Origin of the sequence: Metabacillus indicus LMG 22858 (assembly GCF_000708755.2) — a bacterium.
Lineage (GTDB): Bacteria > Bacillota > Bacilli > Bacillales > Bacillaceae > Bacillus_P > Bacillus_P indicus.
Genome location: NZ_JGVU02000002.1, coordinates 1,177,136 through 1,198,160 on the forward strand (window position 1 = coordinate 1,177,136; position 21,025 = coordinate 1,198,160).

The following is a 21,025-nucleotide window of genomic DNA, read 5'->3' on the forward strand; positions in this document are numbered from 1 at the left end:
TACATCTATTCTACCAGTAGATTTTGAAAAAAACTACCTTAATGCAAGACTCACCCTTCTAAAAAGGCCGTGATCAGCTCTTTGACGCTTCCAGAAACCGGGCGTTTTCCGCTGATGACCTCCTGTTCGAGGACAGGCATCGTTCCTTTAATCGATGGATGCTGAAAAAAGTGATGCTTAAGCTGTTCCTGAATCATCTCATAGAGCCACTCTTTTTGCTGAAGCTGTCTTCTTTTTTCAAACACGCCGCTTTTCATTGTTGTGTCCAGAAAAGCCGTGACAGTGTCCCATATTTCTTCGATTCCTTTTTCCTGAATGGCAGAAGCCGTGACAGCTTTTGTTTCCCATCCTCTTGTGTAGGATGTCAGAAAGTGAAGAATCTGATTATACTCATGCCTTGCTCTCTCTGCATTCTTTACGTTATCTCCATCCGCTTTATTGACGACAACCAGGTCCGGCAGCTCCATGATTCCCTTTTTCATCGTCTGAAGCTCGTCACCTGCACCGGTAAGAACGAGGAGAAGGAAAAAATCGACCATTCCTCTGATAGCAAATTCCCCCTGGCCTACCCCCACTGTTTCGACCAGGATGACGTCATAGCCAGCCGCTTCGCAGACAATGATGGATTCTCTCGTTTTTCTTGTCACTCCGCCCAAAGTTCCGCCAGACGGGGATGGGCGGATAAAGGCATCCGGATTTCTGGACAGGCGCTCCATTCTTGTTTTATCTCCAAGAATGCTGCCTTTGGACACCTTGCTGCTGGGGTCGACAGCAAGTACAGCCACCCTGTGGCCCTTTGCGCACAAATACGTTCCGAACGCATCTATGAACGTGCTCTTCCCGGCGCCGGGTACGCCTGTAATCCCGATCCGGACGGACTTGCTTGTTGTCCGCTGCTGCAGCGCTTCAATCATCTCCTGGGCCGTTTCGAAGTGCTTTTCAGCATTGCTTTCGACGAGCGTAATGGCTTGTGCAACCGCGACTTTATTTCCGCTTAGCACGCCGTCTGCATAATCGTTTGCACTCTTTCCCGCAACTCCAGCCTTTTTTCTTCGTTTAGGAGCATCGGTCATTCTTCTGCTGCCTCATAGCCAAGACGTTCATATACTTTTTCAAGCATGATTTTTGCAGCATTCGGAATCACCGTTCCAGGACCGAAAATAGCAGATGCACCATTGCTGAGAAGGAATTCGTAATCCTGATACGGAATCACGCCGCCGACAATGACCATGATATCTTCTCTTCCCAAAGCCTTCAGCTCCTGAACAAGCTGCGGCAGAAGGGTTTTGTGTCCGGCTGCAAGCGAGCTCATTCCGACGATGTGCACATCATTTTCAACGGCCTGAGCCGCAGTTTCTGCAGGAGTCTGAAATAAAGGGCCGATGTCAACGTCAAAGCCTAAATCTGCATAAGCGGTGGCAACTACCTTCGCTCCGCGGTCATGTCCGTCCTGACCCATTTTTGCAATCAGAATACGTGGCCTTCTTCCTTCCAGCTGTGAAAATTCATCGGTCATTCTTCTGACACTTTCGATTTCTTCTTCGTTTGAAAACTCTGAACTGTAGACACCGCTTATAGAGCGGATTACTGCCTGATGGCGTTTAGACGCTTTTTCTATTGCGTCTGAAATTTCACCGAGAGTGGCTCTGGCGCGCGCCGCTTCCACCGAAAGCTCCAGCAGGTTCCCCTCTCCCGTCTTCACGGCTTCTGTGAGAGCCTGAAGCGCTTGATCCACCTGCTTCTGATCACGTGATGCCTTCAGCACTTGGAGTCTCTCAATCTGCTTGCGTCTTACTTCCGTATTATCGATAGAAAGAATCTCAATTGGATCCTCTTCCTCGACTTGATACTTGTTCACGCCGATAATCGTTTCTGATCCGGAGTCAATTTTCGCCTGGCGTTTTGCGGCAGCTTCTTCTATTTTCATTTTAGGAAGACCTGTCTCAATCGCTTTTGCCATTCCCCCGAGATTTTCAACCTCTTCAATGTGTTCCCATGCCTTATCCATCAGCTGCTTAGTCAGTGACTCCACATAATGCGATCCTCCCCAAGGGTCAATCACATCGCAGATTCCTGTTTCCGCCTGAAGATAAAGCTGGGTATTCCTTGCGATCCGCGCAGAAAAATCAGTAGGCAGGGCAATCGCTTCGTCAAGTGCATTTGTATGCAGAGACTGGGTATGGCCCATAGCAGCGGCATGTGCTTCAAGGCATGTCCGGATGACATTATTAAACGGATCCTGTGCAGTCAGGCTCCAGCCGGATGTCTGTGAGTGTGTCCGTAGTGCGAGCGATTTCGGATTTTTCGGCTCAAACTGTTTGACAATCTGCGCCCACATCAATCTCGCCGCTCTCATTTTGGCCACTTCCATAAAATAATTCATGCCGATTGCCCAGAAGAATGACAGCCTCGGCGCAAACTGATCAATTGTAAGACCCGCTTTTAAACCCGTCCGGATGTATTCCAGGCCGTCAGCAAGCGTATAAGCGAGTTCAATATCCGCAGTAGCCCCCGCTTCCTGCATATGATAGCCCGAAATGCTGATGCTGTTGAACTTCGGCATATGCTTTGCGGTGTACTCAAAAATATCCCCTATGATTCTCATGGATGTATCAGGAGGGTAAATATACGTATTTCTCACCATATACTCTTTTAAAATATCATTCTGAATTGTACCGGCAAGCTTCTCTTTAGAGACACCCTGTTCTTCCGCTGTCACAATATAAAAAGCCATAATCGGAAGCACAGCCCCGTTCATTGTCATCGACACAGACATCTCATCAAGCGGAATGTCCTGAAAGAGAATTTTCATATCCAGGATCGAGTCAATGGCAACTCCCGCTTTTCCGACATCTCCTTCCACTCTTGGATGGTCGGAGTCATAGCCTCTGTGCGTGGCCAGATCAAAGGCGACTGAAAGACCTTTTTGCCCCATAGCAAGATTCCGCCGGTAAAACGCGTTGCTGTCTTCAGCGGTTGAAAAGCCGGCATACTGCCTGATTGTCCACGGCCGGTTCACATACATCGTGGAATACGGGCCTCTTAAAAACGGAGCAATGCCCGGATAGCTGTCCAAAAACGGCATCTCTTTTCTGTCTTCCTCTGTATAGGCCGGTTTAAGCGGAATCCCTTCGTTTGACAGAAAAGCTTCTGTGGAGCCTGTCTGTCTTTCTGGACTCTTTTTTTCCGTCCATTCAACATTCGCAAAACTGATCCGGCTCATTTACTTCACCCCCAAGTGACTATGAAGATTCTTTAAAAATTCGTGCACATTCATCCCCTGGTAAAGGGAAGCAGCATATTCGGTCTTAAAACGTCCTGCAAGGAAGAGCGGATGTTTTTCAGACAGGTTTTTAAGGTCCAGCAATCCATATTCTTCGTCTGTTCCGCATAAGATGACAGGCTTGTCTGCCTCTGCCTCGTCCATCGCCGTAATTTTTGCTTCCACGCCTCCTGCCGCAAGCAGTCCTGCCGTAAAATCAAGTCTTGCTTTATAATCAATCGGTTCACCAAACACGACCACTTGGATGAAAGGAAAGCTTCCTGTTTCTTCTTTAAATCTTGACGAAGCGGCCCTGAGCTCTTCAAACGGCTCGGAAAGCCTCTTTTGCAGCAGCGGTTTCACCCCGTCCTGAAGGTCATCCCGGTACATCAGGCTGTTGAGTTCAGTTGCTTTGACGGTATAAGCGTCCTGGATCCATTTCGCAATGTCTGGTGCAGAGTGAGCCGTACTTTTGTCTGGCTTCACTTTTTCTTCTGCCTTCGCCTCGTAAGCTGATTCCTGAAGGTTGGCATAAACGTTCGTTCCAATCAGCTGCACGCTCCGTTTGCTGATATCCTCCAGGCGCTTCTCAAGCAGACTGCTCAAATGGTTCTGGATATACTCGTTCTTTGCGGCCTCTGCAAAGCCACCGAGCGTTTCAATTGCCTGGATTTCCTTCCACGATTGCTCGGCAAGCTCACTTGTCAGCTCTTCAATGTACCATGATCCCGCTGCAGGGTCCTGCACCTTTGAAAGATGGCTTTCTTCTTTCAACACGTAGTGCGTATTTCTCGCAACCCGTTCTCCGGTTTTGCCCGGCATGCCAAGCACTTCATCAAATGGAGAAATAGACAGGCTGCTGACTCCCCCGGCCGCAGCAGAAAACGCTTCTGTTGCTGCTCTCAGCATATTGACGTGAATATCGTGTTTCGTTTTCGTGATCAAAGATGTGGCCGCATGCAGGTCGATCGGGAACTTTTCTGGATCTGCTCCAAACCCGTTTAACACAGCAGCCCACAGTTTCTTAGCTGCTCTGAACTTGGCAATTTCCATAAAGAACGGCGCCGCTGCCGAAAATGAAAATGCCGTTCTGCCGGCAATCACATCAACAGGCACACCCCGGTCTTTTAATGCATTGAACAGTTCAATGGCATTGGCAAATGTATAGGCAAGCTCCTCTTTTGCAGAAGCTCCGGCATTCCGGTAAATCTGCCCGTCCAAAAGGATGGTTTTGACGTCCGGCAGGTTTGCTTCTTCCAGCGCCTTCATCATATCCGCTGCAGCATCCAGTTTTTCTGTAATCGGCATGCAGCTTCCCCCGCTCTCGATCCACTCCCCAAGCGGATCAAAAGCAAACCGTCCGCTTCCATTCCGGTTTTTCAGGAAGGCTGTGAAAATCGGAAAAAATCCGATGTTTTCTTTAAGTGAAATGTGAAACGGGGTTGCACTTAACTCAGTGTTTTCAAACGCAATTTGAATATCTTCATATGTATTGAGAAAAGAGACATCCTCAAGATGAATCGTATCCTGTCCGCATTTCAGTGCCTCATGAATTTCCGCTTTCAGTTCTTCAGGCGTTTTTGATTTCTGAAGTTTCTGGCTCACTTCCCAGCCGTTTTGCTTCTCCAGATGCCTTGGAATCTGATGCGCAGCCCGGCTGTTTTGCTCTGTATAAACAGGACGCAGTGTAATGCCCTCATATGTTTTTCTAGAGAGCGTCTCAATGCTTTTTCCTTTCAGCGCTCTTTCTGCTTCTTCCACCCACATTTGTTCGGTTGCTTTTTCAAAATCATATCTTTCCCTGCTGATTCTTTGCTTCATTCTCCCGCTTCCCTGAAGGAAGCACACCCCCTTGACGCAAAAGAATGCGTTTACATTTTTGAAAATAATAAAAACTTAGTTTCTTTTATTTTAGTACACCTTGCAGAAGTCAGCAAATGTAATTCATAATTGAAACCAGACCAAGTTTTGAAACGTATAGGAAGAAAGATGTTTCATTTAATGGAAGAGAGGATAATTTAATGAAGAAGAGACCATTCGGATTAAAAAAGAAGCGGAAAAAGAGAAGCAGCAAATGGCTAGATTTCCTGTTCGATCTCCTTGAACTGGCCGAATTCCTGATTCTTTTTCCTTTCCGCATCATCTATTATTTGCTCCGTGCTGTTTTAAAGGCATTCGGAGACCTTTTCAACTTTTAAACGACTTTTGCTCGTAAGGGGTTTTTTTATGGCTGAATATAAAAAGGGCATTCTTATCTACAATGGCAATGCCGGTCAAAAAGATGCGGAAAAAACGCTTGGCGTTTGCGTTCCCATTATCTCGCAGCATGTGGAGCAGCTTCTTTTGCTCCAGACGAAAAAACCTCTGGACGCCCTGGAGTTCTGCCGGGAGCATGGTGAAGAAAGTGATATCGTCATCATTCTTGGGGGTGACGGAACGGTTCATGAGTGCATTAACGGTCTTGGCGGACTTGAAAACAGACCGGTCATTGCCATACTTCCGGGAGGCACCTGCAATGACTTCTCCAGAACACTGGGCATCCCGCAAAACCTGAGAAAAGCTGCAGAATGCATATTTGAGGGTGAAGTCCGCGGAGTAGATGCAGCTGAATCAACCAGCGGCTATTTCCTCAATTTCTGGGGCATCGGCCTGATCGCCGAAACATCTGAAAATATCAACGACACCGAAAAAGCACTGCTTGGCAGAGTCAGCTACTTTCTCAGCGCACTCCGAACAATCAAAAGCATGAAGCCATTTACCTTTAAACTGGAGCTGGATGACAGAGTCATAGAAGATGAAGCCATCATGATCCTGCTTGCAAACGGACGGATGATCGGAACAAACGAGCTTCCCTACCCTGACATACAAATAGATGACGGCCTTGCAGATATCTTTATTATAAAAGAAGCAAGCTTCACGGTTTTAAAAGAAATCTTCACCATGAAAGACACCATCGACTGGGACCATCTCGATTCACAGCTCCAGCATTACCGGACAAGCATCATGAAAATTGAAACGGAGGATGAAATGAACTGCGACACCGACGGAGAAGTCTACTCCTCCACTCCCGAATCCATCCGTATTCTGCACCAGCATTTTCAGATGCTGGTTCCAAAAATGGTTATTTAAAAAGTGTTCTGCAGCTATTGCTGTTGGGGCACTTTTTTTGTGGGGGGGTTGGAGGGTCCGAACACTTTGCTGGCTTTTTGGCATCTGCAAAGTGTTGTTAAAGCCAGATTAGAACACTTTCTGGGCTTTCTGGCCTCTGCAAAATGTTGCTAAAGCCAGGTTAGAACACTTTCTGGGCTTTCTGGCCTCTACAAAATGTTGCTAAAGCCAGGTTAGAACACTTTCCGGGCTCTCTGGTCACTGCAAAATGTTGTTAAAGCCAGATTAGAACACTTTCTGGGCTTTCTGGCCTCTACAAAATGTTGCTAAAGCCAGGTTAGACCACTTTCCGGGCTCTCTGGTCACTGCAAAATGTTGTTAAAACACATTTAGAACACTTTCAGGACTTTCTAACATCTGCAAAATGTTGCTAAAGCCAGGTTAGAACACTTTCCAGGCTTTCTAGCCACTGCAAAGTGCTGCAAAAGAACCCTGCTAGCCTCCCCCTTCTCAAAACAAAAAAAACAGGCATAGAAAACCGAAGTTTTCCTGCCTGCTTAATGTTTTTAATAGATCGATGTTGTTTCTTTTGATGTTTGTTCGATGATTTCTTTCACCCGCGCCAAGAATCTTCCGCAGATCAAGCCGTCAAGTACGCGGTGATCGAGGGACATGCAGAGATTGACCATGTCTCTTACAGCGATCATGCCGTTGTTCATGACAACCGGGCGCTTCACGATGGATTCGACCTGAAGGATGGCAGCCTGCGGGTAATTGATAATGCCCATGGACTGAACAGAGCCGAATGATCCGGTGTTGTTTACGGTAAAGGTGCCGCCTTTCATGTCATCTGCAGACAGTTTGCCGGCACGTACTTTTCCTGCAAGTTCTGAGATTTCGCGGGCAATGCCTTTGATGGTTTTTTCGTCCGCATGTTTGATGACAGGGACGAAAAGGGCATCATCTGTTGCGACTGCAATCGAGATGTTGATGTCTTTTTTCTGGATGATGCTGTCGCCTGCCCACATGGAGTTGATTTGCGGGAATTCTTTCAGTGCCTGGGCAACTGCTTTGACGAAGAAGGCAAAGAACGTCAGGTTAAAGCCTTCTTTTTGTTTGAACTCGTTCTTGAGACTGTTGCGGTATTCCACGAGATTCGTTGCATCCACTTCCATCATCGTCCAGGCGTGCGGAGCTTCATGTTTGCTGCGAAGCATGTTGGCTGCAATGGCTTTGCGGATGCCGGTAACCGGTATTTCCACGTCTCCCGGCTGCGCGGTGACAGCTGCTCCCTGCGTCGTTGCCGGTTTGGCCGGAGCCGGAGCTGCAAGGGTTTCCTTCTGTGCTGAAGGCGCCGGCTTCTCTGCAGCAACTGGAGCTTGATTTACGGTTTCGACGGCTTTAGGGATCGTTCCGCCTTCAATCAGCTGCTGAAGATCTTTTCTTGTGATTCTCCCGCCTGCCCCTGTTCCGTTCACTTGGGTAAGATCAATGTCATTCTCCTGTGCTAGGCGTAGGACAGCCGGCGAGTATCTCTTTTTATTAGACTGATCCTGTTCTTGTACAGGCTCCCGAGCTGTTTTTTCAGCTGCAGGCGTTTCAGCTTGAGCAGGTGCTTCTGTTTCTGCACTGCCTCCGACTTCTACTTTGCAGATAATTTCTCCTACAGCAAGCGTGTCTCCCTCTTCAGCTGTCAGTTCCTTGATGACGCCTGAAAAAGAGGACGGGACCTCTGCATTTACTTTGTCTGTCATAACCTCTGCAATCGGGTCGTACTTATTAACGGTATCTCCGACGGATACGAGCCATTTGCTGATGGTGCCTTCTGTTACACTCTCCCCAAGCTGGGGCATGGTCATCTGTTCAACTGCCATGAAAGTTCCCTCCTCAACTAGAACGTTTCTTAAAACTCCGCAAGCTTCCGCATGGCTGCTTCGACTTTATCAGGGTTGATCATAAAATGCTTTTCCATTGTCGGGGCATAAGGCATCGCAGGAACATCAGGACCTGCAAGACGCATGATTGGAGCATCCAGGTCGAACAGGCAGTTTTCAGCGATGATCGCTGAAACTTCACTCATGATGCTTCCTTCTTTGTTGTCTTCTGTGACAAGCAGGACTTTGCCTGTTTTTGATGCCGCTTCAATAATCGCTTCTTTATCGAGCGGATAGACTGTGCGCAAATCAAGAATATGAGCTGAAATGCCGTCCTGGGCAAGTTTTTCCGCAGCCTGGAGGGCAAAATGAACGCAAAGGCCATACGTGATGATCGTGATATCTTCGCCTTCCCGTTTTACATCCGCTTTCCCGATCGGCAGAACATAATCATCATCAGGGACTTCCCCTTTAATCAGACGGTACGCCCGCTTATGTTCAAAGAAAAGAACAGGGTCTTCGTCTCTGATGGCAGCCTTCAGCAATCCTTTTACATCATAAGGAGTTGACGGCATCACAATTTTCAGACCCGGTGTATTGGCAAAAAGAGCTTCAACTGACTGGGAATGATACAGAGCGCCGTGCACTCCGCCGCCGTAAGGGGCACGAATGGTAATCGGACAGTTCCAGTCATTATTGGAACGGTATCTGATTTTCGCCGCTTCTGATACGATCTGGTTGACAGCCGGCATGATAAAATCAGCAAATTGCATTTCGGCAATCGGTCTCATGCCATACATGGCCGCTCCGATTCCTACTCCGGCAATAGCAGATTCTGCAAGCGGCGTATCAATGACGCGTTCTTCTCCAAATTTATCGTAGAGTCCTGCTGTAGCTTTAAAGACTCCGCCTTTTCTGCCGACATCTTCGCCAAGGACAAACACCTTCGGATCGCGTTCCATTTCTTCGCGAATGGCCATTGTTACTGCATCTATATAAGAAATGACTGGCATTGTACTTCCCCCTTACTCTGCGTATACGTATTTGAGTGCTGATTCCGCTTCTGCATATGGCGCATTTTCAGCGTAATCCGTCGCTTCATTGACAACCTTCATAATCTGATCAAGGATCTCTTTTTCCTTTTCTTCTGTCAGGATGCCTGTCTCCTTCAGATAAGAGGCAAATGTTAAAATCGGATCCTTTTTCTTCGCTTCAGATACCTCGTCCTGTCCGCGGTATGAACGGTCATCATCATCACTTGAATGAGGCGTCAGACGGTATGAAACTGCTTCAACTAGAGTCGGCCCCTCACCGCGGCGTCCTCTGTCTGCAGCTTCTTTCACTGCTGCATAAACTTCAAGCGGATCGTTTCCGTCCACTGTCACGCCAGGCATGCCGTATCCAACAGCACGGTCGGAGATTTTTTCGCATGCAACTTGCTTCTCATACGGCACACTGATGGCGTACTTGTTGTTTTCGCACATGAAAATAACCGGAAGTTTATGAACACTTGCAAAGTTTGCGCCTTCATGGAAGTCACCCTGATTGGATGAACCTTCTCCGAATGTTACGAACGTCACGATGTCCTTTTTCTCCATTCTTCCTGCAAGAGCTATGCCGACAGCATGCGGCACCTGCGTGGTTACAGGAGAAGAACCTGTTACGATGCGGTTTACTTTTTGCCCAAAGTGACCGGGCATCTGGCGTCCGCCTGAGTTCGGATCTTCCGCTTTTGCAAATCCCGAGAGCATTAACTGCTTGGCTGTCATGCCAAAAGCAAGAACAACGCCCATATCTCTGTAGTAAGGAAGCGCGTAATCTTTTTTCCGGTCAAGGGCAAAAGCAGCTCCTACCTGTGCCGCTTCCTGTCCCTGACAAGAGATGACAAACGGAATTTTACCTGAACGGTTCAACAGCCACATGCGCTCATCAATTTTACGGGCCATAACCATAGTTTCATACATTTCAAGAACATCCTGATCTGTCAGACCAAGAGTTTGATGACGATTTTCAGCCATTTTGCTGCCTCCTAAAAATCAGTATGTAAGGGAAGTCGTTCCCCTTAAGAATGTATTGCACTGCCATCCACTGCAAGTGCAGCTTCGCCGATTGCTTCAGAAAGCGTAGGATGCGGATGGATCGTATGCCCGATTTCCCACGGGGTTGCATCCAGCACCATGGCAAGGCCTGCCTCTGAAATCATATCTGTCACGTGCGGTCCGATCATATGAACGCCAAGAAGGTCATCCGTTTTTGCATCTGCCACCAATTTGACAAACCCGTCCGACTCGCCGAAAACAAGCGCTTTTCCGATTGCACGGAAAGAGAATTTCCCTGTCTTCACGTCAAAACCGGCATCTTTTGCTTCTGCTTCCGTGTAACCCACACTTGCAATTTCAGGTGTGCTGTAGACACATCTTGATACGTTTCTGTACGTGATGGCAGAAGGATTTTTCCCTGCAATGTGTTCAACAGCCGTAATGCCTTCGTGTGAAGCTACATGAGCAAGCTGCATGCCGCCGATCACATCCCCGATTGCGTAAATATGCGATTCTTTTGTCTGCATAAAGGCGTTTGTCTTAATAAATCTATTTTCAATCTGGATGTCGGTGTTCTCTAGACCAATGCCTTCAACATTTGCCTGACGGCCGACGGAAACAAGAATTTTTTCTGCCGAGAAGGTTTTTACTTCTCCTTTATGCTCTGCAGATATGGAGACTCCTTCTCCTTTTTCAAGTGTTTCAGAAAGAACCTTTGCACCTGTCACGACATTGACGCCCTTTTTCTTCAGCAGGCGCTGCATTTCTTTTGATATATCTGCATCTTCTGTAGGGAGAATTCTGTCTGCATATTCAAGTACTGTCACGTCAAGACCGAAATCAGAAAGCATGGACGCCCATTCAATTCCGATCACGCCTCCGCCGACAATGATGATGGACTTCGGCAGGGACTGAAGGTTTAATGCTTCATCTGAAGTGAGGACTGCTTCTCCATCAATTTCAAGTCCAGGAAGGCTGCGCGGTCTTGATCCTGTTGAGACAATCACATTCTTCGGTATGAGCATTTCATTTTCCTCCCCGTTGTTCATTTCAACGGAGATGGTTCCAGGCATTGGAGAAAAAATCGACGGTCCAAGGATTCTGCCTGTTCCTTCAAATACATCAATTTTTCCCTGTTTCATTAAATGCTGCACTCCTTTATGGAGCGTATCGATAATGGACTGCTTCCGTTCCTGCACTTTGGCAAAATCAAGCTCGACTCCGGAAGTGATGACACCGAATTCTTCGCTTCGTTTTGCTGTTGCAAAAACCTCCGCACTTCTAAGCAAAGCTTTGCTTGGTATGCAGCCTGCATGCAGACATGTGCCGCCAAGCTTCCCTTTTTCAACAATAGCTGTTTTTAAACCGAGCTGGCTTGCACGAATGGCTGCTACATAGCCGCCTGTGCCTCCGCCGACAATCACGAGATCATATTCAGTTGCCATGGGATCATGCTCCTTTCTTTAACCGGTAAGAAGATCTATTTTGGCGCTCAGTTTCTGCTGAGCGGTTTTGCGATGACGAGGTTGGGATATTCTTTCGGCTCTTCTTCTCCCCGAAGGACACGAAGTGCACCTTCTGTTAGAGCCTGCAGCTCATTCTCACCCGGGAATACCGTAATGTCTGCTATCCAGTCAATATAAGACGAGATTTCTTTTACAAACTTCTTCCCGTATGCGAGGCCTCCGGTAAGGATTATCGCATCTACTTTGCCTTTAAGGACTGCACTTGCAGCACCGATTTCTTTTCCGATTTGATAAGCCATCGCATCAAAAACCAGCTTTGCCCGCTCGTCACCTGCTGCAATCATGCGTTCAACCTTTTGTCCGTCATTTGTTCCAAGGTAGCCCACAAGGCCTCCGCGGCCGACAAGCATTTTCATAATTTCCTCGCGGTAGTAATCCCCTGAGAAACACAGGCTGACAAGATCTCCTGCAGGAACCGTCCCAGCTCTTTCAGGGCTGAACGGTCCATCACCATGGAGACCGTTGTTCACATCGATCACTTTTCCCTGCTTATGGACACCTACTGTAATCCCACCGCCCATGTGAGCGACAATCAGGTTCATTTCCCCATACGATTTGCCGTACTGCCTGGCTACTTTTCTTGCGACTGATTTTTGGTTCAGTGCGTGAAAAATACTTTTCCTTTCAATTGAAGCAACGCCTGATACTTTTGCAATCGGTTCCATTTCATCGACAACGACAGGATCTACGATGAATGCAGGGATATTAAGGCCTCCAGCTATCTCGTATGCAATGATTCCTCCAAGGTTAGAGGCATGCTGGCCTGCATAGCCTATCCGGAGATCATGAAGCATCTGCTCATTGACATGATATGTTCCGCCTTCAATCGGACGAAGCAATCCGCCTCTTCCGCAGACAGCGCTTAATTTTGAAATGTTGATGCCTTCTTCATCAAGCGTCTCAAGAATCGTTTGCTTTCTGAATTCGTATTGATCAATGATTTGGGTGAAAGACTGAATCTTTTCCGCATCATGTCGAATTGTTTTTTCAAAAATAGAACGTTCATTATCAAATACACCAATTTTCGTAGAAGTTGAACCAGGGTTGATGACGAGTATCCGATATTCTTTTTCTTGCAACTTTCATAACCTCCAGGTAAGAGAAGGATCTGACCAAACAGACCCTGCTCCATGTATTTCCAAATTAGCGGCGGCTTAAAATATGATGGCCGTTTTGAAGGAACTGGCTGCGGGAGTTTCTCATTCTTTCAATCCGCTCTTCTGCCAGACGGTCAGCAGCCATATAAGTAGGAATGCCGTCACGCTTTGCAATTTCAAATACACGCTCAATGTTCTGGTAGATGCCTTCTACTTTTTTCATGGCTCTTTCGCTGTTATAGCCAAGAAGTTCGTCGGCTACATTGATAACTCCGCCGGCATTAATGACGTAGTCCGGTGCATAAGCGATTCCCATTTCATGAATTGTATCGCCGTGGCGTGTTTCTTTCAGCTGATTGTTTGCAGCCCCCGCAATGACTTTTGCTTTAATTTGAGGAATAGTATCGTCGTTAATGGTTGCTCCAAGTGCACATGGTGCATAAATGTCGCAGTCAACTGAATAAATCTCATCAGGATCGACAGCTTTTGCTCCAAATGCTTCCACCGCTCTTTGAACCGCTTCTTTATGAATGTCTGTTACGATCAGCTGCGCACCTTCTTCATGAAGATGTCTGCAAAGGTTAAAGGCAACATTTCCTACACCTTGTACAGCTACCGTTTTGCCTTCAAGTGAATCTGTTCCAAAGGCTGCTTTAGCTGCTGCTTTCATTCCGCGGTATACACCGAATGCAGTGACAGGAGACGGGTTGCCTGAAGAGCCGAATGCAGGAGAAATACCTGTTACATAATCTGTTTCCTCATGAATCAGGTCCATATCTTCTACTGTAGTCCCTACATCTTCCGCTGTGATATAACGGCCGTTCAGCCCTTGAATATAGCGGCCGAATGCGCGGAACATTTCTTCATTCTTATCTTTTCTAGGGTCTCCGATGATGACCGTTTTGCCGCCTCCGAGGTTAAGTCCCGCTGCAGCATTTTTGTAAGTCATGCCACGTGCAAGACGAAGGGCATCTTCAATGGCATCTGCTTCAGAAGCATATGTCCACATGCGCGTTCCGCCAAGAGCCGGTCCAAGCGTTGTATCGTGAATAGCAATGATCGCTTTTAGTCCTGATTGTTTATCCTGGCAGAAAACCAATTGCTCATAGTCGTATTGTTCCATATATTTGAAAATTTCCATCTGTAAATCCTCCTAGTGGTATCATTTTTGCTTTTTCTGTTTTCAACTTGTGCAAATGGCAAGTGCCAGTGAATAAAGCTTGCTTTCAGCTGAATCTGCACGGCTTGTCAGTACAATTGGCGCTTTAGCTCCTGCAATGACAGCTCCAACCTTTGCCCTTGCGAAATAAATAAGTGATTTATATAAAACATTGCCAACTTCAATGGTTGGTACCAATAAAATATCTGCCTGTCCCGCAGCCCCGCTCTTTATGCCCTTATGCTCCGCAGCTTCCATGGAAACGGCGTTATCAAGAGCCAGCGGCCCGTCTACAAGACAATGTTTGATTTGCCCGCGGGCATTCATTTGCGTTAGTGCAGCAGCATCAAGTGTGGCCTGCATGGCCGGGTTAATGACTTCAACCGCTGCAAGCGGTGCAACTTTCGGCATCTCAATGCCGATTTTCCTTGCGACCGTAACGGAGTTTTCAAGAATCTGCTTTTTTTGCTGAAGATCCGGCGCAACGTTCATGGCAGCATCTGTCACAATGGTGTACCGGTCGTAGCCTGGCACATCAAAAACGGCCACGTGTGAAAGGATGTTTCCCGTGCGAAGACCGAACTCCTTGTTCAGTACAGCTTTTAAAATCACAGCAGTCGGAACATTCCCTTTCATAAGAACATCCGCTTCATTTTGAAAAACGGCTTTTACAGCTGCTTCTGAAGCCTGTTCGGTTGATCTTGCGTGATGGATTGTGACTCTTCTGGGATCAATTTGTTTTTCAAGAAGCATCGTTTCAATGACTTCTTTGTTGCCAAACAGCATAAAATCAGCCAGTTCCCGTTCTAAAGCAAGCTTAACAGCTTCAAGAACTTCCTCGTCTTCTGCCGCTGCAACAGCAACCGTCTTATTTTCCAGCTGTGCCGCTTTTTCCAGCAGGTCGTCTAATGTCATGTAGTGTTCAACCCTTTCTTGATGTAATCACAGCACCCGATTATGTATAATGCAAGAAGCGTGCCAAATGAAAAAACGTGAAACCGCTTCATCTGCTATTTATTTTTCGTGCAAAATATTGCATATCACGCAATATCTTGCATGCATTATTTTTCAATTCCGTATTTCTCCATCTTATAATACAGGTTTCTTAATGAAACACCTAATGAAGAAGCGGTTTTTGTCCGGTTATAGCCATGTTTAATCAGTGCGTTCTGTATCAGGTTTTTTTCGACTTCTTCCACAGCTTCGGCAAGCGTAATATTCCCGGTATCTTCTATAAGGACACTCCCGGTATGTCTTTCTTTTTCAGAACTCTGAATGAGTTCAGGCAGATGGCGGGCTGTGATTCTCAGTTCATGATAGTGCATAAAGATCATCGCTCTTCCGATCACATTTTCAAGCTCTCTCACATTACCCGGCCAGCTGTATCCCATCAGTGCCGCAGCTGCTGATTCATCAATTCCTTCAATACTGCGTCCATAATCCTGATTCAGCTTTCTGATCAGATGTTCGGCAAGCATGGGAATGTCACTTTTCCTGTTCCGCAGCGGAGGAATGGATATTGGGTACCTGTTTAATCTGTAATACAGATCCTCCCTGAACGTGCCGTCAGACAAGGCTTTTTCGATATTGATGTTCGTTGCGGCAATTACCCTTACATTGATGGAAATGGATTTCGCCGACCCTACTCTGACAATTTCTTTTTCCTGAAGAACGCGCAGCAGCTTGGCCTGTACACTGGCTGACAGTTCACCAATTTCATCAAGGAAGATGCTTCCGTTATTCGCCTCTTCAAAAAACCCACGCTTGCCTCCGCGTTTCGCGCCTGAAAACGCTCCTTCTTCGTAGCCGAACAATTCACTTTCAAGCAGGGTTTCTGAAATGGCTGCACAGTTTACTTTAATAAACTTGTTGTATTTTCTGTCGCTAGCATTATGTATAGCGTGTGCAAATAACTCTTTTCCCGTCCCCGATTCTCCTCTCAGGAGCACGGTCGCAGGTGTTTTCGCCCCAAGCTTTGCCTGTTCGATCGCGAGCTTTATTTCTTCACTTTCACCAACGATGTCTTCAAAGGAATATTTCGCTTCGAGGGTTCTGATAATTTGCCTTGCCCGGTTTAATTCTGTTGTCAGCGTTTGGATCTCAGACATATCGTGAATAACGCCCACGCTTCCCTTTAATTTGCCGTCGACGATAATCGGGGCTACATTGACGATGACGTCTTTTTTAGAAGGGCCGACTTTCATTCTCGCTCCGCGGACAGGCCTTCTTGTCTCAAGCACTTTCATATGCATGCTTTCACCCTCTGAGATGTCCGCTGTAGCAGGCATTCCGAGGACCTCGCCCTCAGTCAGGCCGGTCATGCGGGAGTAGGCAGGATTAATCATGATGCCTCTCCCTTCTTCGTCCACCACAGAAATCGCTTCATCCGATGACTGAATAATCGCCTGAAGCATGGTCTGAATTTCTTTTAGGTTCGTCATCTCTTCAGCAAGATTCACAATTTCCGTTATATCTTTAAAAAGCGAAAGCGCCCCAATAAGAATGCCCGAGTGGTCAAAAATCGGAATTCGGGTTGTAATGATTTTCAGGCCGTTCTCAAGAACCTGCTCCTGGTTCATTTCAACTTCTTTCGTCTGGAGGATTCTCGGCAGTTTGCTTGATGGCATGACTTCCCTGACAAGCCTGCCGATGACATCCTCCTTTTTTAAGCCTGTCATTTCTTCGGCCATTTTATTAAAAAGAATGAGCCTCTCCTTGTCGTCGATGACAATCATGCCGTCATTCGTTGCGTCAAAAATGGTTTCATGCTTATATGTAATTTCTTGAAGAGCTGTAATCAGATCTTCTTTCTGATTAATCAGATTTGTTATGATATGAGCCACGCTGCCCGGTATGATGACTGTGCTCCTGCTTCTTTGCTGAAGCAGTTCTTCAAACACTTCAGAACTCCCCGTTGCTTCTATGACAATGTTGATCTGATCAGACAGAAGCGGCTTCCAGTCTGAGCTGGTCAGAATTCCGATTTTCTTGGCATATTCGATACCCGGTGCATTTGAATCAATATCAACAACAGCCATAATTTCCATCGCTTTGATCTCAAGCAGCATTTTAAGGAGTGCAGTCCCGCCTTTGCCCGCACCAACAAGCAGCACTTTTTGCATGAATCTATCCCCTTGTTTTTTATAAAATCGGAAAATACTCCGTAAAAAAAGCCTTTCCCATTCCCTCATTAGTGTACTCGAACAGCTCCTTTTATGCAAAAAATTGCACGATCTCATCATCTGCTTTTGCTCACTTGACAAAAAGGCCCATTCACTTGACAATTTAGAAAGAACAGGGAAAGGACAAGGGGAAATATGAGGATAGTTGCTCTGATTATAATGGTCATACCTGGCGTTTTGGCAGGCTATGGCATCAAGCTTATGCGCGATATGCTGTTTGGCATTCTCCAGCCGCCATTTCCGGCATTATGGATGCAGTTCATAGGAGGACTGCTTTTGTTTATAGGGGGATTAAGCTTTGTCGCAGGATTCATCTTCCGCAGAGACTCAAAGAGGAAAAAGGTTCAAAAGCGATTCCAGAGGTAGTAAAGCAAAAGCGCCAAGTCAGCCCGGGCGCTTCGTCAATCAGCCATTTTTTAGTGATTTTCTAATTCGCACAGCCATTTCAGGATAATCTGTGAAAAATCCTGCACAGCCGGCTTTCATTAGGTCCTTCATCATTTGTTCGTCGTTGACCGTATAAGGCCTGACCATGACCCCGTGCGCCTGACTTTCTGCAATCATTGATTGATCAGCCGATAAAAAGTAAGGGTGCACGGAAGCAGCAGGGATGGTTTTTGCATATTCCCAAGGCTGATACAGCCTTTCATGAATCAGAGCCCCGCGCTCAATATGAGGTGAAATGTGATAACATGTTACTAAGCTGTCATGGTTAAACGAAGAGAGGATAACTCGGCTCTCTAAGTTGTATTTTTCAATGATGCTGATAACTTTTTCTTCGATTTGCCTGTAATGGATCCGGTCATTTTTCAATTCAATATTCACCTTAACATTCAGCGGTCTAATCCACTCCGCCACTTGCTCAAGAGATGGCACGGATGCTTTTCCGCTCCACTCAGGAAACAAATAGCACGCATCAAGCTGCTGAAGCTCTGCATACGTCAAATCTTTAACATAGCCGGTGCCGTTTGTGGTTCGGTCAACTGTTTCATCATGGATGACAACGGGAATGCCGTCTTTAGAAAGATGCACATCCAGTTCAATTCCGTCAGCACCAAGGTCAATTGCCGCCTGAAAAGACGGCATCGTATTTTCAGGATGCGTGCCGGCTGCACCCCGGTGGCCAAATATAATCGTCATTGCTTTTTCACCCGCTTAAAAAGAATAAAGGAGGATTTCCCATGAGACCACTGCCAATTTCAGCTGATACTGCTGTAAAATTGAGCGAAGCACTGAATGTACCGGTTGAACAGCTGATGCATATGCCCCAGCACATTCTGCTTGCAAAGCTTGCTGAACTTGAGAAAAAAGAGAATTGATCTTTAACTGAAAAGAACCCCCTTTCAATCGAAAGCGGGTTCTTTTTCTATTTAATGTCTATCCCTCTCAGGAAGCCTTATGCTCAAGTCGAAGTTTATCGGCAACCATTGCGATAAATTCTGAATTTGTCGGTTTTGCTTTTGACATGCTTACCGTATAGCCGAAAAGGGATGAGATGGACTCGATGTTTCCGCGGCTCCAGGCCACTTCAATCGCATGGCGGATTGCACGCTCGACACGGCTTGCTGTTGTGTTGTATTTTTTAGCGATGTCAGGATAGAGAACTTTTGTAATCGAACCAAGAAGTTCAATATCGTTATACACCATAGAAATGGCTTCCCTTAAGTACAGGTACCCTTTAATATGAGCAGGTACACCGATTTCATGAATGATGCTGGTAATGTTCGCATCGAGGTTCTTGCCTTTGTTTTCGGGCTGAGATCTGAGTGAGGAACTGGATCTTGAAAGAATAGGAGCCGATTTTCCGCTGACCTGGCGAATGTGGCTGACAAGGTTTTCCATGTCGAACGGTTTTAAGATGAAGTAAGACGCACCAAGGTCGACAGCTTTTTTCGTGACATCTTCCTGTCCGAACGCTGTCAGCATAATGACATTCGGCTGTTTGGATTTTTCCATCTCCCTGACCTTTTCAAGGACAGCAAGACCGTCAAGATGCGGCATAATAATATCCAGTACAAGGACATCCGGATCTTTGTCCTTCAGCATGTTCAGGCATTCCTGACCGTTATAGGCAATTCCCAGTACTTCCATGTCATCCTGGCTTGATATAAACTCATCTAAAAGGCCGACCAACTCACGATTATCATCAACGACACATACTTTTATCTTCTTCACTAAAGTTCCTCCTCAGTCTTCATTTCTCCGCCTTAACCCGTTAGCATCTCTATTGTTTATTCTAAATGAGAATTTCGACAATGCAACTTAAATTCCTCTAATTATTTTAAAAAATACCAAAAAAATGAAATATCTAAGTTTTTCTCCAGTTTCCTCACATTTTCGACGATTACCGCAACCAATCACTTCCAAAGTTAAACAGTTTTGTCGAATAATCTTCTTTTCTCTATTCTACCGAAAAAACAGGAATAAAGAAAGACATAAAAAAGAGCTGTCAAGAATCACCTCTCAACAGCTGCCCTTTTAGCTTGCTTTCTTTGCACCTTGCGTATAGATATCAATTCCCGCTTCACTCAGCATCCACTCGATATGAACACCATACCCTGAAGTCGGATCGTTAACAAACACATGTGTAACGGCGCCAATCACTTTGCCATTTTGAATAATCGGACTTCCGCTCATCCCCTGAACAATCCCGCCTGATTTCTCAAGCAGTTTTGGATCTGTAATTTTTATGACCATCCCTTTAATTGCAGGGAACTTTTGAGGAGTAGAACTGACGACCTGTACATCAAACTCCTCTACTCTGTCACCGTCTACAACCGTCAGTATATGCGCAGGACCTTCCTTTACCTCGTTTGAAAGGGCGATTGGCATAGGCTTATCATAAAGACCATTTGTCATGTCTCCGTTCAGTCTGCCAAAAATACCGAATGGACTGTTGCGTGTAATGTCCCCGATAATCTGTCTGTCGCTTGAAAATCTGGCAAGCTTTTCTCCAGGATTCCCGTTGCTTCCCTTTTCAATGGATGTGACAGTCGATCTGACAACCTGTCCGTCCTGTACGACGATTGGTTTTTTTGTATCCATATCTGAAATAACGTGGCCTAAAGCGCCGTATTTCTTCGATTTAGGATCATAAAAGGTCATCGTCCCGATTCCCGCTGCTGAATCTCTGATATAGAGTCCGATCCGGTATGCGCCTTCATTTTCATCTTTTACCGGAACAAGCTTTGTCTTAAGCTCTTTGTTATCCCTTGAGATCACTAAATCAAGAGGCTTGCCGGTCTTTCCTGAACCCTGAATAAACGGCGTCACATCACTCATGCTTTCAACTGTGGTGCCGTTAATTTTCGTAATGATATCACCGACTTGCACTCCGGCTATTTCTCCGGGGGATTTTTTTCCTCCGGATGTTTTAATTTGATGATGTCCGACAACAAGGACGCCAAGTGAATTAAGTTTAACGCCTATTGACTGGCCGCCCGGAATAACCCGGAAATCTTCAAGGACTTTAACGTCCACTTTTTTTATCGGAATTCCGGCAAGGTCAAATACGATTTCTCCTACTCCGCTTTGCCTGCCTTCAATTTGAAGGGATTCACTCCCTGTTTTAATGGAAAATACCTGCTCTGAATCCGCCGCGGCTGCATCAGCCTGCAGGGATGTCTGCATTGATAATTGCTGATTTTCGAATACAGTTAAAGAATTTGGCAATAGAACGTATTCTTTAACAGGTTTTACAAATCCTAAACTCATTAAAGAAACAAGGAGAATACAACCAATTATTTTTCTTATTTTATCTGAGCCCAACTATACACAC

General features: G+C 46.2%; 18 protein-coding genes. 4 read left to right on the plus strand and 14 right to left on the minus strand.

The window, feature by feature from the left end; genetic code table 11:
- Window positions 1–50: 50 nt before the first annotated feature.
- From meaB to AZ46_RS09360, 3 genes are read right to left on the minus strand one after another with little or no spacing between them, the layout of a single operon-like run.
- Entirely contained in the window at window positions 51–1,073 is a 1,023-nt protein-coding gene (gene meaB, locus AZ46_RS09350; RefSeq protein WP_051865385.1) for a methylmalonyl Co-A mutase-associated GTPase MeaB, read from the minus strand.
- Window positions 1,070–3,223 carry a methylmalonyl-CoA mutase gene (gene scpA / locus AZ46_RS09355; protein WP_029279831.1) on the minus strand — a complete coding sequence of 718 codons (2,154 nt, stop codon included), beginning with the start codon at window positions 3,221–3,223 and terminating at the stop codon, window positions 1,070–1,072. Before scpA ends, meaB begins: the two co-directional genes overlap by 4 nt.
- Window positions 3,224–5,083 (minus strand): methylmalonyl-CoA mutase family protein, encoded by a 1,860-nt coding sequence (locus AZ46_RS09360; RefSeq protein WP_029279829.1) that lies wholly within the window; start codon window positions 5,081–5,083, stop codon window positions 3,224–3,226. It abuts the gene before it with no gap.
- Between the two features lie 200 nt (window positions 5,084–5,283).
- Between AZ46_RS09360 and AZ46_RS21925 the strand changes: the two genes are divergently transcribed.
- Complete coding sequence (locus AZ46_RS21925; RefSeq protein WP_158001638.1) at window positions 5,284–5,460, plus strand: hypothetical protein; 177 nt, start codon at window positions 5,284–5,286, stop codon at window positions 5,458–5,460.
- Window positions 5,461–5,488: 28 nt separating this feature from the next.
- A complete protein-coding gene (locus tag AZ46_RS09365; protein ID WP_029279827.1) occupies window positions 5,489–6,391 on the plus strand; it encodes a YegS/Rv2252/BmrU family lipid kinase in 903 nt (300 codons plus the stop codon).
- Between the two features lie 545 nt (window positions 6,392–6,936).
- Here AZ46_RS09365 and AZ46_RS09370 read toward each other — a convergent pair.
- The 8 genes from AZ46_RS09370 to AZ46_RS09405 all read right to left on the minus strand — a co-directional run bounded on the left by AZ46_RS09370 (window position 6,937) and on the right by AZ46_RS09405 (window position 17,187).
- Window positions 6,937–8,244 carry a dihydrolipoamide acetyltransferase family protein gene (locus AZ46_RS09370; RefSeq protein ID WP_029279826.1) on the minus strand — a complete coding sequence of 436 codons (1,308 nt, stop codon included), beginning with the start codon at window positions 8,242–8,244 and terminating at the stop codon, window positions 6,937–6,939.
- Window positions 8,245–8,273: 29 nt separating this feature from the next.
- Window positions 8,274–9,257 (minus strand): alpha-ketoacid dehydrogenase subunit beta, encoded by a 984-nt coding sequence (locus tag AZ46_RS09375; RefSeq protein WP_029279824.1) that lies wholly within the window; start codon window positions 9,255–9,257, stop codon window positions 8,274–8,276.
- Between the two features lie 12 nt (window positions 9,258–9,269).
- Window positions 9,270–10,262: a thiamine pyrophosphate-dependent dehydrogenase E1 component subunit alpha gene (locus AZ46_RS09380; protein WP_029279822.1), complete on the minus strand. Its 993-nt coding sequence runs from the start codon at window positions 10,260–10,262 to the stop codon at window positions 9,270–9,272.
- Between the two features lie 44 nt (window positions 10,263–10,306).
- Complete coding sequence (lpdA, locus tag AZ46_RS09385) at window positions 10,307–11,728, minus strand: dihydrolipoyl dehydrogenase (protein ID WP_029279820.1); 1,422 nt, start codon at window positions 11,726–11,728, stop codon at window positions 10,307–10,309.
- A 47-nt stretch (window positions 11,729–11,775) separates the two neighbouring features.
- Complete coding sequence (gene buk, locus AZ46_RS09390; protein WP_029279818.1) at window positions 11,776–12,888, minus strand: butyrate kinase; 1,113 nt, start codon at window positions 12,886–12,888, stop codon at window positions 11,776–11,778.
- A gap of 64 nt (window positions 12,889–12,952) precedes the next feature.
- Complete coding sequence (bcd, locus tag AZ46_RS09395) at window positions 12,953–14,047, minus strand: branched-chain amino acid dehydrogenase (RefSeq protein ID WP_029279816.1); 1,095 nt, start codon at window positions 14,045–14,047, stop codon at window positions 12,953–12,955.
- A gap of 42 nt (window positions 14,048–14,089) precedes the next feature.
- Entirely contained in the window at window positions 14,090–14,980 is an 891-nt protein-coding gene (yqiS, locus tag AZ46_RS09400; protein WP_029279814.1) for a phosphate butyryltransferase, read from the minus strand.
- 146 nt (window positions 14,981–15,126) lie between these two features.
- A complete protein-coding gene (locus AZ46_RS09405; RefSeq protein WP_029279812.1) occupies window positions 15,127–17,187 on the minus strand; it encodes a sigma-54 interaction domain-containing protein in 2,061 nt (686 codons plus the stop codon).
- A gap of 195 nt (window positions 17,188–17,382) precedes the next feature.
- Here AZ46_RS09405 and AZ46_RS09410 point away from each other — a divergent pair, with 195 nt between their 5' ends.
- Window positions 17,383–17,613 (plus strand): DUF2627 domain-containing protein, encoded by a 231-nt coding sequence (locus AZ46_RS09410; RefSeq protein WP_029279810.1) that lies wholly within the window; start codon window positions 17,383–17,385, stop codon window positions 17,611–17,613.
- Between the two features lie 39 nt (window positions 17,614–17,652).
- Here the strand turns inward: AZ46_RS09410 and AZ46_RS09415 are convergent, their stop codons facing one another.
- On the minus strand, window positions 17,653–18,387 hold the full coding sequence (locus AZ46_RS09415; protein ID WP_029279808.1) for a glycerophosphodiester phosphodiesterase: 735 nt from the start codon (window positions 18,385–18,387) through the stop codon (window positions 17,653–17,655).
- A gap of 41 nt (window positions 18,388–18,428) precedes the next feature.
- Here AZ46_RS09415 and AZ46_RS21485 point away from each other — a divergent pair, with 41 nt between their 5' ends.
- On the plus strand, window positions 18,429–18,566 hold the full coding sequence (locus AZ46_RS21485; protein WP_081414161.1) for a YycC family protein: 138 nt from the start codon (window positions 18,429–18,431) through the stop codon (window positions 18,564–18,566).
- A gap of 67 nt (window positions 18,567–18,633) precedes the next feature.
- On the opposite strand, the gene spo0A is transcribed toward AZ46_RS21485, so the two are convergent.
- Both spo0A and spoIVB read right to left on the minus strand, forming a co-directional pair.
- Complete coding sequence (gene spo0A, locus AZ46_RS09420) at window positions 18,634–19,422, minus strand: sporulation transcription factor Spo0A (protein ID WP_029279806.1); 789 nt, start codon at window positions 19,420–19,422, stop codon at window positions 18,634–18,636.
- A gap of 303 nt (window positions 19,423–19,725) precedes the next feature.
- Entirely contained in the window at window positions 19,726–21,015 is a 1,290-nt protein-coding gene (gene spoIVB / locus AZ46_RS09425; RefSeq protein ID WP_029279804.1) for a SpoIVB peptidase, read from the minus strand.
- Between the last annotated feature and the right edge of the window lie 10 nt (window positions 21,016–21,025).

Excerpts from the sequence above, each read along its gene's own strand:
- AZ46_RS09360 (WP_029279829.1), bottom strand. The coding sequence starts at position 5,083 with ATGAAGCAAAGAATCAGCAGGGAAAGATATGATTTTGAAAAAGCAACC.
- meaB (WP_051865385.1), bottom strand. The coding sequence starts at position 1,073 with ATGACCGATGCTCCTAAACGAAGAAAAAAGGCTGGAGTTGCGGGAAAG.
- AZ46_RS09410 (WP_029279810.1), top strand. The coding sequence starts at position 17,383 with ATGAGGATAGTTGCTCTGATTATAATGGTCATACCTGGCGTTTTGGCA.
- AZ46_RS09415 (WP_029279808.1), bottom strand. The coding sequence starts at position 18,387 with ATGACGATTATATTTGGCCACCGGGGTGCAGCCGGCACGCATCCTGAA.
- AZ46_RS09370 (WP_029279826.1), bottom strand. The coding sequence starts at position 8,244 with ATGGCAGTTGAACAGATGACCATGCCCCAGCTTGGGGAGAGTGTAACA.
- AZ46_RS09405 (WP_029279812.1), bottom strand. The coding sequence starts at position 17,187 with ATGCAAAAAGTGCTGCTTGTTGGTGCGGGCAAAGGCGGGACTGCACTC.
- AZ46_RS09365 (WP_029279827.1), top strand. The coding sequence starts at position 5,489 with ATGGCTGAATATAAAAAGGGCATTCTTATCTACAATGGCAATGCCGGT.
- AZ46_RS21925 (WP_158001638.1), top strand. The coding sequence starts at position 5,284 with ATGAAGAAGAGACCATTCGGATTAAAAAAGAAGCGGAAAAAGAGAAGC.
- AZ46_RS09375 (WP_029279824.1), bottom strand. The coding sequence starts at position 9,257 with ATGCCAGTCATTTCTTATATAGATGCAGTAACAATGGCCATTCGCGAA.
- AZ46_RS09380 (WP_029279822.1), bottom strand. The coding sequence starts at position 10,262 with ATGGCTGAAAATCGTCATCAAACTCTTGGTCTGACAGATCAGGATGTT.
- AZ46_RS21485 (WP_081414161.1), top strand. The coding sequence starts at position 18,429 with ATGAGACCACTGCCAATTTCAGCTGATACTGCTGTAAAATTGAGCGAA.
- bcd (WP_029279816.1), bottom strand. The coding sequence starts at position 14,047 with ATGGAAATTTTCAAATATATGGAACAATACGACTATGAGCAATTGGTT.
- scpA (WP_029279831.1), bottom strand. The coding sequence starts at position 3,223 with ATGAGCCGGATCAGTTTTGCGAATGTTGAATGGACGGAAAAAAAGAGT.
- lpdA (WP_029279820.1), bottom strand. The coding sequence starts at position 11,728 with ATGGCAACTGAATATGATCTCGTGATTGTCGGCGGAGGCACAGGCGGC.
- yqiS (WP_029279814.1), bottom strand. The coding sequence starts at position 14,980 with ATGACATTAGACGACCTGCTGGAAAAAGCGGCACAGCTGGAAAATAAG.